Source organism: Tenacibaculum sp. (genome assembly GCF_050290165.1).
GTDB lineage: Bacteria > Bacteroidota > Bacteroidia > Flavobacteriales > Flavobacteriaceae > Polaribacter.
This window is the reverse complement of sequence record NZ_JBNKHD010000001.1, coordinates 362,720-379,636: the sequence shown is the minus strand read 5'-3', so window position 1 is coordinate 379,636 and position 16,917 is coordinate 362,720. Positions and strand designations below refer to the sequence as shown.

Annotated in this window: 22 protein-coding genes and 1 riboswitch; of the genes, 20 read left to right on the top strand and 2 right to left on the bottom strand. The window is 33.6% G+C overall.

Translation table 11 applies throughout. The features are described 5' to 3' along the window. Window positions 1-9 precede the first annotated feature (9 nt). The 14 genes from rpmD to ACQY6M_RS01680 all read left to right on the top strand — a co-directional run bounded on the left by rpmD (window position 10) and on the right by ACQY6M_RS01680 (window position 10,658). Window positions 10-192 (top strand): 50S ribosomal protein L30, encoded by a 183-nt coding sequence (gene rpmD / locus ACQY6M_RS01745; RefSeq protein WP_428742967.1) that lies wholly within the window; start codon window positions 10-12, stop codon window positions 190-192. A gap of 11 nt (window positions 193-203) precedes the next feature. Beyond that, window positions 204-656, top strand: a complete 453-nt coding sequence (gene rplO, locus ACQY6M_RS01740) for a 50S ribosomal protein L15 (RefSeq protein ID WP_428742966.1) — start codon at window positions 204-206, stop codon at window positions 654-656. Window positions 657-668: 12 nt separating this feature from the next. Further along, the gene (gene secY, locus ACQY6M_RS01735) at window positions 669-1,988 is read left to right on the top strand and encodes a preprotein translocase subunit SecY (protein ID WP_428743002.1); all 1,320 of its coding nucleotides are present in this window, start codon (window positions 669-671) and stop codon (window positions 1,986-1,988) included. 1 nt (window position 1,989) lies between these two features. Next, window positions 1,990-2,205 (top strand): translation initiation factor IF-1, encoded by a 216-nt coding sequence (gene infA, locus ACQY6M_RS01730; RefSeq protein WP_004568721.1) that lies wholly within the window; start codon window positions 1,990-1,992, stop codon window positions 2,203-2,205. A gap of 12 nt (window positions 2,206-2,217) precedes the next feature. Beyond that, window positions 2,218-2,334, top strand: a complete 117-nt coding sequence (gene ykgO / locus ACQY6M_RS01725) for a type B 50S ribosomal protein L36 (protein WP_010181906.1) — start codon at window positions 2,218-2,220, stop codon at window positions 2,332-2,334. A gap of 106 nt (window positions 2,335-2,440) precedes the next feature. Then, window positions 2,441-2,806 carry a 30S ribosomal protein S13 gene (gene rpsM, locus ACQY6M_RS01720; RefSeq protein ID WP_428742965.1) on the top strand — a complete coding sequence of 122 codons (366 nt, stop codon included), beginning with the start codon at window positions 2,441-2,443 and terminating at the stop codon, window positions 2,804-2,806. A gap of 33 nt (window positions 2,807-2,839) precedes the next feature. Next, entirely contained in the window at window positions 2,840-3,226 is a 387-nt protein-coding gene (rpsK, locus tag ACQY6M_RS01715; protein WP_028890747.1) for a 30S ribosomal protein S11, read from the top strand. Window positions 3,227-3,359: 133 nt separating this feature from the next. Then, window positions 3,360-3,965 (top strand): 30S ribosomal protein S4, encoded by a 606-nt coding sequence (rpsD, locus tag ACQY6M_RS01710; RefSeq protein WP_428742964.1) that lies wholly within the window; start codon window positions 3,360-3,362, stop codon window positions 3,963-3,965. Between the two features lie 104 nt (window positions 3,966-4,069). After that, the gene (locus tag ACQY6M_RS01705; RefSeq protein WP_428742963.1) at window positions 4,070-5,062 is read left to right on the top strand and encodes a DNA-directed RNA polymerase subunit alpha; all 993 of its coding nucleotides are present in this window, start codon (window positions 4,070-4,072) and stop codon (window positions 5,060-5,062) included. A gap of 59 nt (window positions 5,063-5,121) precedes the next feature. Next, window positions 5,122-5,595, top strand: a complete 474-nt coding sequence (gene rplQ / locus ACQY6M_RS01700) for a 50S ribosomal protein L17 (RefSeq protein WP_428742962.1) — start codon at window positions 5,122-5,124, stop codon at window positions 5,593-5,595. A 97-nt stretch (window positions 5,596-5,692) separates the two neighbouring features. Continuing rightward, window positions 5,693-6,802, top strand: coding sequence for a glutamine-hydrolyzing carbamoyl-phosphate synthase small subunit (carA, locus tag ACQY6M_RS01695; protein WP_428742961.1), 1,110 nt, complete (start codon window positions 5,693-5,695; stop codon window positions 6,800-6,802). A gap of 76 nt (window positions 6,803-6,878) precedes the next feature. Continuing rightward, entirely contained in the window at window positions 6,879-8,168 is a 1,290-nt protein-coding gene (gene eno, locus ACQY6M_RS01690; RefSeq protein ID WP_428742960.1) for a phosphopyruvate hydratase, read from the top strand. A 186-nt stretch (window positions 8,169-8,354) separates the two neighbouring features. After that, on the top strand, window positions 8,355-9,641 hold the full coding sequence (locus ACQY6M_RS01685; protein ID WP_428742959.1) for a citrate synthase: 1,287 nt from the start codon (window positions 8,355-8,357) through the stop codon (window positions 9,639-9,641). 63 nt (window positions 9,642-9,704) lie between these two features. After that, window positions 9,705-10,658 (top strand): arginase, encoded by a 954-nt coding sequence (locus ACQY6M_RS01680; protein WP_428742958.1) that lies wholly within the window; start codon window positions 9,705-9,707, stop codon window positions 10,656-10,658. A 69-nt stretch (window positions 10,659-10,727) separates the two neighbouring features. Here ACQY6M_RS01680 and ACQY6M_RS01675 read toward each other — a convergent pair whose 3' ends face one another. Continuing rightward, window positions 10,728-11,186: a hypothetical protein gene (locus ACQY6M_RS01675; protein WP_428742957.1), complete on the bottom strand. Its 459-nt coding sequence runs from the start codon at window positions 11,184-11,186 to the stop codon at window positions 10,728-10,730. A 15-nt stretch (window positions 11,187-11,201) separates the two neighbouring features. Then, window positions 11,202-11,486, bottom strand: coding sequence for a hypothetical protein (locus ACQY6M_RS01670; protein ID WP_428742956.1), 285 nt, complete (start codon window positions 11,484-11,486; stop codon window positions 11,202-11,204). A gap of 235 nt (window positions 11,487-11,721) precedes the next feature. Continuing rightward, window positions 11,722-11,816, top strand: a riboswitch (TPP riboswitch). 65 nt (window positions 11,817-11,881) lie between these two features. Between ACQY6M_RS01670 and thiS the strand changes: the two genes are divergently transcribed. The 6 genes from thiS to ACQY6M_RS01640 all read left to right on the top strand — a co-directional run bounded on the left by thiS (window position 11,882) and on the right by ACQY6M_RS01640 (window position 16,878). Continuing rightward, on the top strand, window positions 11,882-12,085 hold the full coding sequence (gene thiS / locus ACQY6M_RS01665; protein WP_428742955.1) for a sulfur carrier protein ThiS: 204 nt from the start codon (window positions 11,882-11,884) through the stop codon (window positions 12,083-12,085). A 45-nt stretch (window positions 12,086-12,130) separates the two neighbouring features. Further along, window positions 12,131-13,990 carry a phosphomethylpyrimidine synthase ThiC gene (thiC, locus tag ACQY6M_RS01660; protein WP_428742954.1) on the top strand — a complete coding sequence of 620 codons (1,860 nt, stop codon included), beginning with the start codon at window positions 12,131-12,133 and terminating at the stop codon, window positions 13,988-13,990. A 72-nt stretch (window positions 13,991-14,062) separates the two neighbouring features. After that, window positions 14,063-14,665 carry a thiamine phosphate synthase gene (locus ACQY6M_RS01655; protein ID WP_428742953.1) on the top strand — a complete coding sequence of 201 codons (603 nt, stop codon included), beginning with the start codon at window positions 14,063-14,065 and terminating at the stop codon, window positions 14,663-14,665. A 32-nt stretch (window positions 14,666-14,697) separates the two neighbouring features. Further along, on the top strand, window positions 14,698-15,453 hold the full coding sequence (locus ACQY6M_RS01650) for a hydroxymethylpyrimidine/phosphomethylpyrimidine kinase (RefSeq protein WP_428742952.1): 756 nt from the start codon (window positions 14,698-14,700) through the stop codon (window positions 15,451-15,453). Then, a complete protein-coding gene (thiE, locus tag ACQY6M_RS01645) occupies window positions 15,450-16,097 on the top strand; it encodes a thiamine phosphate synthase (RefSeq protein WP_428742951.1) in 648 nt (215 codons plus the stop codon). Before ACQY6M_RS01650 ends, thiE begins: the two co-directional genes overlap by 4 nt. A 10-nt stretch (window positions 16,098-16,107) precedes the next feature. Continuing rightward, window positions 16,108-16,878 carry a thiazole synthase gene (locus ACQY6M_RS01640; RefSeq protein WP_428742950.1) on the top strand — a complete coding sequence of 257 codons (771 nt, stop codon included), beginning with the start codon at window positions 16,108-16,110 and terminating at the stop codon, window positions 16,876-16,878. Window positions 16,879-16,917: the final 39 nt, after the last annotated feature.

Sequence of the window (16,917 nt, the reverse complement as noted above, 5' to 3'; positions counted from 1 at the left end):
TTTAAGACGATGAGTAAAATTAGAATTACACAAGTAAGAAGTCAAATCGGTCGCCTTAAAAATCAAAAGAGAACGTTAGAGGCGTTAGGTTTACGTAAAATGAACCAAACTGTAGAGCATGATGCAACAGCTACAATTTTGGGTATGGTAAATAAAGTTCAACACTTAGTTTCTGTAGAAGAAATTAAATAAGATAATAAAAGATGAGTTTACACAACTTAAAACCAGCAGTTGGAGCAACTAAGAACAAAGGGAAGCGTGTAGGACGTGGAGAAGGTTCTGGTAAAGCAACTACTGCAGGAAGAGGACACAAGGGAGCTAAATCTCGTTCTGGTTATTCTCGTAAGGTAGGATTTGAAGGAGGGCAAATGCCACTTCAAAGACGTGTGCCTAAATTTGGTTTCACTAACATTAATCGTAAAGAATATGTTGGTGTTAATTTAGACAAATTACAATCATTAGTAGATAACGGAAAGATAACAGATACAGTTAATTTAGAAGTTTTAGTAGAAAATAGATTAGCACGTAAAAACGACTTAGTGAAAATATTAGGTGGTGGTGAGTTAAAAGCTAAATTAAATATAACTGTACATAAATTTACTGCATCAGCTAAAGCAGCTATTGAAGCGGCAGGTGGTGAGGCAGTTACCTTATAAGAATTGTAAATGATGAATTTTATAAATACTTTAAAAGACATTTGGAAGATTGAAGAGTTAAAAGAAAAGTTACTTTTAACTTTAGGTTTAATCGCTGTTTACCGTTTTATGGCGGCGGTTCCATTACCTGGAATTGATCCAACACAATTAACAGCATTAAAAGATAACACTTCTAGTGGACTTTTAGGTTTATTAAACGCATTTACAGGTGGGGCATTTGCTAGAGCGTCGGTAATGGCACTTGGTATAATGCCTTACATTTCTGCTTCTATTGTAGTTCAGTTAATGGGTATTGCGGTACCATATTTACAAAAATTACAAAAAGATGGAGAAAGTGGACGTAAGAAGATTACGCAAATTACAAGATGGCTTACAATTGCTATTACATTGTTTCAAGCACCAACCTATATTGGAGTAATCCAAAATCAAATGGGATTAGGACCTGAAGCATTTTTAGTAACAGGAGCAACATTTTGGATATCATCTATTATTCTTTTAAGTGCAGGAACAATTTTTGCAATGTGGTTAGGAGAGCGTATTACTGATAAAGGAGTTGGTAATGGTATATCATTATTAATTACGGTTGGTATTATTGCTAAGTTCCCAGCAGCATTTATTCAAGAATTAGTTTCTAAGCAAACTGCAGGAGCAGGAGGGATTATGGTGATTTTAATCGAATTAATAGTTTGGTTTGTAGTAATCTTGTTAACCGTTTTATTAGTTACCGCAGTACGTAAAGTAGCAGTTCAATATGCACGTCGTACAGCAGTTACAAACATTAAAGATGTTGATGGTGCTAGACAGTACATTCCATTAAAATTGAATGCTGCTGGAGTAATGCCAATTATCTTTGCTCAAGCTATTATGTTTTTACCAATAGCATTAGGGCAAAAATACCCAGCATTAAACAGTTTAACTGATAATTTCGGTTTATGGTATAACGTTATATTTGCGTTGTTAATTATTGTCTTCAGTTACTTTTATACTGCTATTACTATTCCTACGAATAAAATGGCAGAAGATTTAAAAAGAAGTAATGGTTTTGTTCCAGGGTATAAGCCAGGTGAAGAAACAGCTAACTTTTTAGATTCGGTATTGTCAAAAATCACATTACCAGGATCGTTATTTTTAGCAGCTTTATCTATACTACCTGCAGTAATCATTAAGTTTGGCGTTACCCAAAACTGGGCAATGTTTTACGGAGGAACATCTTTAATCATTATGGTAGGAGTTGCAATAGACACAATTCAGCAAATAAACTCGTATTTATTAAACAGTCGTTACGACGGATTAATGAAAACAGGTAACAGTAATAGAAAATCATTAAAATAATATGGCTAAGCAATCAGCAATTCAACAAGACGGGACCATTACAGAAGCTTTATCAAACGCTATGTTCCGTGTAGAATTAGAAAACGGACATATTGTTACGGCTCACATTTCAGGAAAAATGCGTATGCATTATATCAAATTATTACCTGGAGATAAGGTAAAATTAGAAATGAGTCCGTATGATTTATCAAAGGCAAGAATTACTTACAGATATTAAAAACACACACTGATGAAAGTAAGAGCATCATTAAAGAAAAGAAGTGCTGACTGCAAAATTGTACGCAGAAAAGGCAGATTATACGTAATTAATAAAAAGAATCCTAGATTTAAACAAAGACAAGGATAATAAATAAGACACTAGTCATTAGTAATTAGTAGTTAGATGAATCTGTTTGAAATAGAAATGTTTAGGATTCTAACAACTAAAAGCTAACAGCTAAAAACTAAAGTATATGGCAAGAATCGCAGGTATAGATATTCCAAAGAATAAAAGAGGTGTTATCGCTTTAACTTACATCTTTGGTATAGGAAGAAGCAGAGCTAAAGAGATTTTAGCTGCTGCTAACATAGATGAAAGCATCAAAGTTCAAGATTGGACTGATGATCAAATTGCAGCAATTCGTGAGCAAGTAGGAACTTACACTATTGAAGGTGAGTTACGTTCTGAAGTTCAATTAAACATCAAACGTTTAATGGACATCGGATGTCAAAGAGGTATTCGTCACAGACTTGGTTTACCATTAAGAGGACAAAGAACGAAGAATAACTCTCGTACAAGAAAAGGTAAGAGAAAAACTGTAGCTAACAAGAAAAAATAATCATTGATTATTTTTTACTAATAGTAAAGAATTATGGCAAAGTCTAAAGTAACAAAAAAACGTAAAGTTATAATTGAATCAGTTGGTGAAGCTCACGTAACTGCATCATTTAACAATATTATTATTTCTTTAACAAACAAAAAAGGTGATGTAATTTCTTGGTCATCTGCAGGAAAAATGGGCTTTAGAGGTTCTAAAAAGAACACTCCTTACGCAGCTCAATTAGCAGCAGAAGATTGTGCAGAAGTTGCAAAAGAAGCTGGTTTACGTAAAGTAAAAGTGTATGTTAAAGGACCAGGTAACGGTAGAGAGTCTGCTATCAGATCTATCCACAATGCTGGTATCGAAGTAACTGAAATCATCGATGTTACTCCAATTCCACACAACGGATGTCGTCCACCTAAAAGAAGAAGAGTATAAGTTGAAGTAATTTCAACTTATACTTTATATAGTGTACTTTTGTGCACAAAAATTAAGTATTTTAACACAGTAGGACTCACGATTATCGAAGGAGTACGCCTTAATTCATAATCACCTACTAAATTAATTAGAAATGGCAAGATATACAGGACCAAAAACTAAGATTGCTCGTAAATTTGGCGAAGCAATTTTCGGAGATGACAAAAACTTCGAAAAAAGAAACTACCCTCCAGGACAACACGGTATTGCAAAACGTAGAGGTAAAAAATCTGAATATGCTATCCAGTTAATGGAAAAGCAAAAAGCTAAATATACTTATGGTATTTTAGAGCGTCAATTCAGTAACTTATTCAAAAAAGCATCTGCATCTAAAGGAATTACTGGTGAGGTTTTATTACAATTATGTGAATCTCGTTTAGATAACGTTGTGTATCGTTTAGGTATCGCTACTTCACGTAGAGCTGCTCGTCAATTAGTTTCTCACCGTCATATTACTGTTAATGGTGATATCGTAAACATTCCATCTTACAAATTAAATGAAGGGGATGTTATTGCGGTAAGAGAAAAATCTAAATCATTAGAAGCTATCGAAAATGCTTTAGCTGCTAATAGTAGTGTTTACGAATGGTTAACTTGGAATGCAGATCAAAAATCTGGAACTTTTATTAAAGTACCAGAAAGATTACAAATTCCTGAGAATATCAAAGAACAGTTAATCGTAGAATTATATTCTAAGTAATAAATCAATTATATTGGTATTTGGCCAAAGGGTTTATTCGTACTTCTTCAAACTTATAAACCGCGCAACTGAATAACAATTAAAACGAAGAAAACAAATTAAATATGGCAATTTTAAATTTTCAAAAACCTGATAAAGTAATCATGATTGAATCTACTGATTTTTCAGGAAGATTCGAATTTAGACCTCTTGAACCAGGTTTTGGATTAACAGTTGGTAATGCTTTAAGAAGAGTATTATTATCTTCATTAGAAGGATTCGCTATTACATCATTACGTATTGATGGAGTAGATCACGAGTTCTCAACTATCCAAGGTGTTGTAGAAGATGTTACTGAAATCATCTTAAACTTAAAACAAGTTCGTTTTAAGAAGCAGATTGAAGAATCTGACAGAGAAACAGTTTCTATCGCAATATCAGGACAAGAGCAATTAACCGCTGGAGATTTACAAAAATTTATCTCAGGTTTCCAAGTATTAAACCCAGAGTTAGTACTTTGTAACATGGATAAATCAGTAACGTTAAATGCTGAAATTACCATTGAAAAAGGTAGAGGTTTTGTACCAGCAGAAGAAAACAAAAGAGCTGGTGCACCTTTAGGAACAATTTTTACAGATTCTATTTACACTCCTATTAAGAATGTAAAGTATGCTGTTGAAAATTTCCGTGTAGAGCAAAAGACCGATTACGAAAAATTAGTTTTCGATATCGACACTGACGGTTCTATCAATCCTAAAGATGCCTTAACTGAAGCAGCTAAGATTTTAATCCACCACTTTATGTTATTCTCTGACGAGCGTATCACTTTAGAGGCAGATGAAATTGCACAAACTGAAACATATGATGAGGAATCATTACACATGCGTCAGTTATTAAAGACGAAATTAGTTGATATGGATTTATCAGTTCGTGCTTTAAACTGTTTAAAAGCTGCAGAGGTAGATACTTTAGGAGACTTAGTATCATTTAACAAAAGCGATTTAATGAAGTTCAGAAACTTTGGTAAAAAATCATTAACTGAATTAGATGAGTTAGTGGCTAACAAAGGTTTAAATTTCGGAATGGATTTAAGCAAATACAAATTAGATAAAGATTAACCTTTCATATTTTGCTCCCTTAACGGGTAGTAGCAAGATGAGAGCTAAAACCAAATGTCATGAGACACGGAAAAAAATTTAATCATTTAGGTAGAAAGACAGCGCACAGAAAAGCGATGTTATCTAACATGGCTTGTTCTTTAATCGAACACAAGCGTATCAATACTACAGAAGCTAAAGCTAAAGCTTTACGTAAGTTTGTTGAGCCTTTAATTACAAAATCTAAAGACGATACAACTCACAACCGTCGTGTAGTATTCAGTTACTTACGTAACAAAGAAGCTGTTACAGAGTTATTCAAAGAAGTTTCTGTAAAAGTAGCAGACAGACCAGGAGGATATGTACGTATCATCAAATTAGGAAACCGTCAAGGAGATAACGCTCCTATGGCAATGGTAGAATTAGTTGATTACAACGAGTTATACAATCCAAAAGGAGACAAAGCTAAGAAAACTACTCGTCGTAGCCGTCGTGGTGGAGCGAAGAAAGTTGAAGCTGCTGTTGAAACTCAAACTTCACAAGAAGAAGAATAAAAATGAGAATTTTTATAAATTATATCAAAGGGATAAACATTTAATGTTTGTCCCTTTTTTTATATATTTTTGCAATCAAATTACACAACACCACTAAATGAAATATCAAACACGTAAAAAAGCACTAGTTCTATTAGCAGACGGAACTATTTTCTACGGAAAGTCTATTGGAATCGAAGGTACCGCAACAGGAGAGATTTGTTTTAACACAGGTATGACAGGGTATCAGGAAATTTTTACTGATCCTTCTTACTTCGGACAACTTATGGTAGCTACCAATGCTCATATTGGTAACTATGGAGTAAACAATGAAGAAGTAGAGTCAGATGGAATTAAAATTTCTGGATTAATCTGTCGTAATTTTAGTTTTACGCATTCTCGTGTAGATTCTGATGGTAACTTATTCGATTGGTTTCAAAAGCACAATTTAGTAGCCATTTCTGATGTAGATACACGCGCATTAGTATCTTATATTAGAGATAATGGAGCTATGAATGCTATTATTTCTACAGAAGTAGAAAAAATAGACGAACTAAAGAAGCAACTAGCAGAAATTCCTAATATGGAAGGTTTAGAATTGGCTTCAAAAGTATCAACAAAAGAGCCTTATTTTGTGGGTGATGAGAATGCACCAATTAAAATATCAGCTTTGGACATTGGAATCAAGAAAAACATTTTAAGAAACTTAGCCAAAAGAGGAGCATATATTAAAGTGTATCCTTACAATGCGAGTTTTGAGCAAATGAGTGATTTTAATCCAGATGGGTATTTTATTTCAAACGGACCAGGTGACCCAGAGCCGTTAATTGAAGCACAGAATACTGCAAAACAAATTATAGAAAAAGATTTACCATTATTTGGAATTTGTTTAGGACACCAAGTAATTGCATTGGCAAACGGAATTTCTACTTATAAAATGCACAACGGTCACCGTGGAATTAACCATCCAGTAAAGAATTTATTGACAGGTAAGGGAGAGATAACTTCTCAAAACCATGGGTTTGCAATCAATAGAGAAGAAACAGAAGCACATCCAGATGTTGAAATTACACATGTACATTTAAATGACAATACAGTGGCAGGTATTAGAATGAAATCTAAAAACGTATTTTCTGTACAATATCATCCAGAAGCGAGTCCTGGACCTCACGATGCAGAATACTTATTTGACCAGTTTATAGAGAACATCAAAAAAGTTAAAGCATAATAAAATCTAAGTAAATTATAAAAGACATTCCCGTGGGTTAAAATTCACGGGATTCTACATTAAAAAATATACAACTATGAGTATGATAATCAACATTCACGCACGTCAAATTTTTGATTCAAGAGGTAACCCTACCGTAGAAGTAGATGTAACTACTGAAAATGGAGTTATAGGTAGAGCAGCAGTGCCATCAGGAGCTTCTACAGGAGAACACGAAGCTGTTGAATTACGCGATGGAGGAAATGATTATATGGGTAAAGGAGTGTTAAAAGCTGTTAAAAATGTAAACACTGTAATTGCTCAAGAATTATTAGGAGTATCGGTTTTTGAACAAAACATGATCGATCAAATAATGATTGATTTAGATGGAACTTCAAATAAATCTGTATTAGGAGCGAATGCTATCTTAGGAGTTTCATTGGCCGTAGCTAAAGCAGCTGCAAATGAGTTAGGATTACCATTATATCGTTATGTAGGTGGTGTTTCAGCTAATACTTTGCCTGTGCCTATGATGAATATTATCAACGGAGGTTCGCATTCAGATGCTCCAATTGCATTCCAAGAGTTTATGATTATGCCAGTAAAGGCCCAAAACTTTACAGAAGCGATGCAAATTGGGTCAGAAATTTTTCACAACTTAAAGAAAGTATTACACGATCGTAACTTATCGACAGCTGTAGGTGATGAAGGTGGTTTTGCTCCAACTTTAGAAGGAACTGAAGATGCTATTGAAACCATTGCTTTAGCAACTAAAAATGCAGGATATACTTTTGGAGAAGAAGTAATGATAGCTTTAGATTGTGCATCAGCTGAATTTTATATTGACGGAAAATACGATTATACCAAGTTTGAAGGAGATAAAGGAGCTGTAAGAACTTCAGAAGAGCAAGCTACTTATTTAGCTGAATTATGTGAAAAATACCCTATTATTTCTATTGAAGATGGAATGGATGAAAATGATTGGGAAGGATGGAAACTGTTAACTGAAAAGGTTGGTGATAAAGTTCAATTAGTTGGAGACGATTTATTTGTAACAAATGTTGAACGTTTATCAAGAGGAATTGAAAATGGAATTGCAAATTCAATCTTAATTAAAGTAAACCAAATAGGTACGTTAACGGAAACGATTGCTGCTGTAAATATGGCACATAACGCAGGATATACTTCTGTAATGAGTCACCGTTCAGGAGAAACTGAAGATAATACCATTGCGGATTTAGCAGTGGCATTAAACTGTGGACAAATTAAAACGGGTTCTGCTTCTCGTTCAGATCGTATGGCAAAATACAACCAGTTATTACGTATAGAAGAAGAATTAGTAGATGTAGCTTACTATCCGCAAGAAAAAGCGTTTAAGGTAAAGTAAAATATTTTTTTTATAATACTACAAGCCCTTGTTAGAAGTTCTAGCAAGGGCTATTTTTTATAGACTATTTAAATAAAAAATAGTTATATTTTTATATTAAAAATCTATCTGTTGGGTCTTTTAAAATAATCCAAAAAATGGTATCTTCGCAACTCACTTCAATCATTAAAAATTTAAGAATTTAAAATGTCAGATATAGCAAAATTACAAATTGGCGAAAATACGTATGAGTTTCCTTTAGTTAAGGGAACCGAAAATGAAACTGCAATAGATATTAAAACGTTAAGAGATGCCACGGATGGGGTTATTACCATTGATCCAGGTTACAAAAATACAGGTTCATGCCAAAGTGCTATAACATTTTTAGATGGAGAAAAAGGTATTTTAAGATACCGTGGATATGCAATTGAAGAATTAGCTGAAAAAGCAGATTTTTTAGAAGTAGCTTACTTATTAATTTTTGGAGAGTTACCAACTAAAGAACAATTAGATAAATTTTATACTGATATCTTAGATGAAGCTATCGTAGATGATGATATTAAGAAAATCATAGATGCATTTCCAAAAAATGCACACCCAATGGGGGTATTATCATCATTAACATCTGCGTTAACTGCTTTTAACCCATCATCTGTAAATGTGAATTCAGAAGAGGATATGTATAAAGCCATCGTGAAAATAATGGGGAAATTCCCAGTATTAGTATCTTGGACTTTACGTAAAAAACAAGGATTACCATTACATTACGGATCTCGTAAATTAGGATATGTAGAGAATATCTTAACAATGATGTTCCAAAAGCCAAATGATGAGTACGAGTTAAATCCAATTATGATTAATGCTTTAGATAAATTATTAATCTTACATGCAGATCACGAACAAAACTGTTCTACATCTACAGTACGTATTGTTGGATCTTCACACGCAGGTTTATTCGCGTCATTATCAGCAGGTATTTCGGCATTATGGGGACCTTTACATGGTGGAGCAAACCAAGCTGTACTTGAAATGTTAGAAGCAATAAAAGAAGATGGAGGAGATACTAAAAAGTACATGGGTAAAGCAAAAGATAAAGAAGATCCATTCCGTTTAATGGGATTCGGACACCGCGTGTATAAAAACTTTGATCCAAGAGCGAAGATTATTAAGAAAGCAGCAGATGAAGTATTAGGAGATTTAGGAGTTCAAGATCCTATTTTAGATATTGCTAAAGGATTGGAAAAAGAAGCTTTAGAAGATCAATATTTTGTAGATAGAAAATTATACCCTAACGTAGATTTCTACTCTGGTATTATCTATCGTGCAATGGGAATCCCTGTAGAAATGTTTACTGTAATGTTTGCTTTAGGACGTTTACCAGGGTGGATTGCTCAATGGAGGGAAATGCGTTTACGTAAAGAACCAATTGGTCGTCCACGTCAAGTTTATGTTGGAGAAAACTTAAGGAAGTTTGTAGAGTTAGAAAAAAGATAACACATATAAAAGATGTCATTTAATGAATTTTAAATGACATTTTTTTATTCAATTTATTGAAAGATGAAAGAAATTAAACTTATCAAAAATAGATCGGATATTGGAGCTGGAACTCGGGGTTCTGATATGGGAGTTGATGCAATTGAAATAGCAGCAATAAACAAAGAGAGTAATTATTTTGATTCGTATGAGTTTGAAGATGTAATTACAGAAAACGAATCTATCTACAACAAGGTGAATAACTCATTTGCTAAGAGAATAGATAGTGTTTTTAATCAATGTAAACGATTAAGTAATCACGTAAAGGTAAACTTACAAGAAGGTAAGTTTCCAATAGTACTTTCAGGTGATCATTCTTCAGCTCTAGGGACTATTAGTGGTGTTAAAGCGGCTTATCCAACAAAAAGAGTTGGAGTTGTTTGGATTGATGCCCATGGAGATCTACACTCACCATACACTTCTCCTTCAGGAAATATTCATGGAATGCCATTATCAGCGGCAATTGCAGATGATAATTTAGATTGTCAAATCAATGATGTTGATAGAGAAACTTCTGAGCTATGGGATCGTATGAAAAATATAGCTACTCCTGGACAAAAAGTGTTACCACAAGATATTGTTTTCTTTGGAGTTCGCGATACCGAAGAGCCAGAGAATAAGCAAATGGAGAAATATGGAATTAAAAACTATATGGTTGATGAAGTCCGTTATCGTGGATTGGATGTTTGTGTAAATGAAGCTTTAGATAAATTGTCTGACTGTGATGTAATTTATGTTTCGTTTGATGTAGATGCAATGGATTGCGATATGATTTCTTATGGAACAGGAACTCCCGTACCTAAAGGATTTGATCAATATGAAATAATTGATATCATCAACGGATTATTACAGAGTGAAAAAGTTGCTTGTATAGAGTTTGTTGAAGTAAATCCACTTTTAGATTTAAAAGGAAATAAAATGGCAGAAACTGCTTTTGAAGTTCTAGAAGAAGTAACTAAAAAGATAAAGAGTTTATAGTATTAAAATAATATTTGTAAAAAAGCGAGCCAGTAAAAGCTCGCTTTTTTTAACAATAAAAAAATAAACTTAATTATTTTCGTTTACATAGTGAACAAATGTAGCTTTAATAGCAAAGTCACTAAAGAAACCTTCCACACTTAAAGTACCTTCTTGAAAACCTGGTTTTAAAGAAATACTAACTTTTGCTTCAATATGTTTAGGAGGGTTAGGTCTTACAGTTATAGCTCCGCTAGAATTAGCTTGGATATTTGTATAGCCAGTACTTCCGTTAAAAACACCAATGCCTGTAAATTTAAGATTAGTATAAGAACCCAATCCCCATAAAGTATTTATTTCTATTTGCCCAACCGCAGTCTCTTTGTTTGTGTTATTACCCGAAAGAGATAATTCCAAAGTACCAAAAGGGCCATTAATAGAGTAAGGATTTTGAAAAGCATACTTAGCTATAATTCCAACTTCACCTGAAGCCAATTTTTCTAATTCTTGATTAGATTCAATATATGTTTTTTCTGCTGTAGTTGCCATGGTTTTAAATTTTGATTATAAACGAATAATTCCAGTAATTCTTGGTTCACCTTTAATAGGTTTATATATTTCTACAATAGCTTCCCATACCACTTCAGCTGGAGGCATAGAAGCTGTACATTTAAAACGGTAATTTACCCCGTTAACAATTTGTGTAGAAACTGCAAAGGGAGTATAATCAACTCCAATAGGTTTTGGTGTTGCATCCCAAACAGCTTTGTCTTCAGGAGTTAGGTCTCTGTATGGTGACCATCCACCAACTAAGTTTTCAGTGTTTTGATTTAAAGTTTCAGTTTTCATAATAATAAGGTTAGTTTACTTACTCGTAAGGCTTTTCAGTTTATCGCCTTCTGTTATATACTTAACAGAATAGTCGTTTTTTTAGTGGGGCTTCTCCACCTAGCTTTTATAAATTTCAATAAAAAAAAGAGAGAAAAAGCATATAATGTGTTAACTGTTAGTTTTTTAGGTATGAGTGATTGAATATTGGTAAGAAAAAGTAAGTAAGAAAAGAATAAACAATTATATTTGTTGAAGTAAACTTTAGGAGTAGCTAGTTAGCTAGTTTGAGAAATATCCTTTGAACCTGATATGGTTAACACCAGCGTAGGGAAAAGTTGTAAAATCTTATTTAGGTATTGTTTGGTATAAAACGATTCTGAATTTCTTCTACAGTTTACTTTAAATAGGTCAATATGATAACAATAAAAGTAAACGATAATCAACAAGAGTTTTTAAGTCCGTTAGCATTGCAAGAATTAGTAGATAAACTACAGATTCAAACCAATGGAATTGCCATTGCTGTGAACAGTAGCGTGGTAAAAAAAACAGATTGGTCTTCAAAATTGCTCCAAAACAATGATGCTATTTTAATCATTAAATCTACACAAGGAGGATAATATTTTCAGAAAACAAAATTCAAAGTATAAACAAACAACCTTAAAATGAAGAAAAAAGATACAGCTCCAAAACAAGATGGTGTAACAAGACAACCATTTCCGAATTCAAAAAAAATATATGTTCAAGGAAAAATTCATCCACAGATAAAAGTAGCAATGCGCGAAATCGAATTGAGCGATACTATTGATTCGATGACAAAAAAAAGAACTTCTAATGAGCCTGTAACAGTATATGACACTTCAGGCCCTTATACAGACCCAAACAAAGAGATTAATATCCATAGCGGACTAGAACGTATTCGTGAGCAATGGATTTTAGAGAGAGGAGATGTGGATGAACTAAATGAATTTACTTCTGATTATTGTAATGAGCGATTGAATGATAAAAGCTTAGATCATCTTCGATTTAACTTAAAACATAAACCTAAACGAGCAAAAAAAGGACAAAATGTAACACAGTTACATTACGCAAAGAAAGGAATTATTACTCCAGAGATGGAATACATTGCTATTCGTGAGAATCAACGAATAGATGAAATGACACGTTTGTCTAAACAACATCCAGGGCAAGATTTTGGGGCGAGTATTCCAGCAAAAATTACACCTGAATTTGTTCGAGAAGAAGTTGCTAGAGGACGCGCAGTCATTCCTTCAAATATCAATCACCCAGAAGCAGAACCTATGATTTTAGGTCGTAATTTCTTGGTGAAAATTAATGCAAATATTGGAAACTCAGCTACAACTTCATCAATCGAAGAAGAAGTAGAAAAAGCGGTTTGGGCATGCCGTTGGGGGGCTGATAATATTATGGATTTATCCACAGGAAAAAATATTCATGAAACTCGTGAGTGGATTATCCGTAATTCACCGGTACCTGTAGGTACTGTACCAATTTATCAAGCTTTAGAAAAAGTAAATGGAATTGCTGAAGACTTAACCTGGGAAATCTTTAGAGATACTTTAATTGAACAAGCAGAACAAGGAGTAGATTACTTTACGATTCACGCTGGAGTTCGTTTACGTTATGTACCTATGACGGCAAAACGTATTACAGGAATTGTTTCCCGAGGAGGTTCAATTATGGCAAAATGGTGTTTAGCACATCATAAAGAAAGCTTTTTATATACTCATTTCGAAGAGATTTGTGAAATCATGAAAGCTTATGATGTAGCTTTTTCGTTAGGAGATGGTTTACGTCCAGGTTGTATTGCCGATGCGAATGATGAAGCTCAATTTGCTGAATTAGAAACTTTGGGGGAACTAACCAAAATAGCACGTAAACACGAAGTGCAATGTTTTATTGAAGGCCCTGGTCACGTGCCAATGCACATGATTAAAGCAAATATGGATAAACAGTTAGAAGCTTGTGATGAAGCTCCGTTTTATACTTTAGGACCTTTAACTACGGATATTGCCCCAGGATACGATCATATTACTTCAGGAATCGGAGCAGCGATGATTGGTTGGTATGGTTGTGCTATGTTGTGTTATGTAACTCCAAAAGAACATTTAGGGTTACCAAATAAAGAAGATGTTCGTACAGGGGTGGTTACCTATAAATTAGCAGCTCATGCAGCTGATTTAGCAAAAGGACATCCAGGTGCACAACACAGAGATGATGCTTTAAGTAAAGCACGTTTTGAATTCCGTTGGGAAGATCAATTTAACTTAGGGTTGGATCCAGAACTGGCTAGAGAATATCACGATGAAACATTACCTGCAGAAGGAGCTAAAATTGCACACTTTTGTTCTATGTGTGGACCAAAATTCTGTTCTATGAAAATATCTCAGGAAGTGCGTGATTTTGCCGCTGAAAATAAAGTAGAAGGAGACGAAGTCTTTGCAAAAGGAATGGAGGAAAAATCAAAAGAATTTAAAGACAAAGGTTCAGAAGTTTATCTATAAATAAAATAAATGAGTAGGAATTAGAATAGTACTATTTCTAATTCCTAACTCCTTTAACCTAATCCCTAATATATGATTGTTTTGATAGCTCCAGAAAAAGATATTCCAAATGAGATAGAAATCCTTCAACAATTATTTAAAGAAGGTTTGGACTATTATCATTTCAGAAAACCTGATAAGAATTATGAAGAGCATGTGGTTTATTTGAGTCAGATAGATGAAAAGTATCATAACAGAATAGTTACACATTATTTTCATGAACTTATTAACGAATTCAACTTAAAAGGAATTCATTTTCAAGAGCAAAAAAGAATTGATGCTTTAGAGAATGGAAGTGAATATTTTATCGGTTTAAATATGATAGGAAAAACAATGAGTAGTTCTTTTCATGAATCTTCAGCCTTAGCGAATTGCGACATCGAATTTGATTACCATTTATTAAGTCCTGTTTTTTCATCTATTTCAAAGAAAGGATATGAAGGGAGAGTTTTTGATGTAAACCATATTGATAAAACTATTATAGGTATGGGGGGAATTAATACTGATACCATTCAAAAAACCTTAGAATTAGGTTTTCAAGGAATAGGTGTGTTAGGAGGAGTTTGGAATACAGAAAATCCTGTTGAAAGCTATAAAAAGATCAAACGTCATTACGAGGAGTGCACGACGAAGTAATCTTTTAGTAAAAAGAAAGTATATCAATAAAAATGAAACAACAATCTTACATACTAACAATTGCAGGTTTTGATCCATCAAGTGGAGCAGGATTGACTTCTGATATTAAAACTTTTGAAGCACATGGGGTATACGGAATATCTGTATGTACAGCTGTTACAGTTCAAAATGATATTGATTTTAAAAACTGTATTTGGATTGATAAAGAGACAATAATTAATCAAATTGAAACCTTATTTGAACGTTTTGAAATACCAGTAGCAAAAATAGGAATCATTCAATCTTGGGACGTATTATTAGAGGTTATTCAAACACTAAAAAAATGCAATCCATTCATAAAAATAGTATTGGATCCTATTTTAAAAGCTAGTGCTGGATTTGATTTTCATTCCGAAGAGAATATAAAAGTGTTTGAAGAAGTATTGCAACACTGTGATTTTATCACTCCAAATTATGATGAAATCAAAGCTTTGTTTTCTAATAAATCGATTGAAGAAACCATCGAATTTATTTCAGAGAAGACTAATGTCTATTTAAAAGGTGGACATAGAGAAGCTAAAAAAGGATGGGATGAAGTATATCACAGTAAGATAGTACAGCTCAATATTCCACCGAAAGCTATAGCTGTTTTTGAAAAGCATGGAAGCGGTTGTGTGTTGTCTTCAGCTTTAGCTTCAAATATAGCAAAACAACTTCCTTTAGAAGATGCATGTATAAATGCGAAATGGTATACAGAACAATTTTTAAACTCTAATGAAACGCTCTTAGGAGAGCACAACTATAAATGATAAGTAAACTACACTATATAACACAAGGAAAAACGCCAGAAGAGCATTTAGAAAATGTTCAAAGAGCCTGTGCTTCTGGAGCAGAATGGGTGCAACTTCGATTAAAGAATCTGGATCCGAAAACTATTTTAGAAACAGCTCAAAAAGCGAGAGAAATTACTAGTCATTTTCAAACTCGTTTAATTGTGAACGATTATTATAAAGTAGCTAAAGAAATCAACGCAGATGGAGTTCATTTAGGAAAAACAGATACGTGTCCGTTAAAAGCAAAAGCGTATTTAGGTGATTTATATATCGTAGGAGGAACAGCAAATACTTTGGAAGATTGTAAAAAACTCTTAGAAAAGGGAGTAGATTATATCGGTTTAGGCCCTTTTCAGTTTACTGAAACTAAAAAGAATTTAAGTCCAGTTTTAGGAGTTGTTGGCTATCAAGTGCTATTAGAAGAGTTGAAAACAACCACTCCAATAATAGCCATTGGAGGAATTACTATAGAAGACGTATCAGAAATTATAAGCACAGGAGTATATGGTATCGCTGTTTCAGGAGCGATTACTCAGAATTTTAACTCGATTCCTGCATTCCACAAAATTTTAAAAGCACCAAGTACCAACGAACAAGTGTACAAAATAGGAGCACAATAAATCAGTAACAATGAATACCAACTTAACAATAGCCGATAAAACATTTACCTCACGATTATTTACAGGGACAGGAAAATTTAGCTCCTCACAATTAATGAAAGAAGCTTTACTAGCTTCAGAAAGTGAACTGATAACAGTTGCTTTAAAAAGAGTAGATGTTCAAAACGAAGAAGATGATATTTTATCACACTTAAGTCACTCAAGAATCAATTTATTACCGAATACTTCGGGAGTTCGTACAGCAAAAGAAGCTGTTTTTGCAGCAGAATTGTCTAGAGAAGCGTTAGAAACGAATTGGATAAAATTAGAAATACATCCAGATCCAAGGTATTTATTGCCTGATCCTATAGAAACCTTAAAAGCAGCAGAAGAGTTAGTAAAAAAAGGATTTGTAGTGATGCCTTATATTCATGCAGATCCAGTTTTATGTAAGCGATTAGAAGAAGTAGGAACGCAATGTGTAATGCCTTTAGGAGCTCCTATTGGAAGTAATAAAGGATTGAAAACGTTAGAGTTTTTAGAAATCATTATTGAACAATCTAATGTTCCTGTGGTTGTAGATGCTGGTATTGGTGCGCCTTCTCATGCAGCGTATGCTATGGAATTAGGCGCTGATGCTGTTTTGGTAAATACAGCTATTGCGGTATCACAAAACCCGGTAGCTATGGCACAGGCTTTTAAAATGGCAGTAGAAGCAGGAAGAATGGCATATGAAGCAAAACTAGCTCCTGTAAGAAAACAAGCAGAAGCAAGTAGTCCGCTAACGAGTTTTTTAAACTAATATAACGTCATTACGAGGAGGAAAAAGGACGAAGTAATC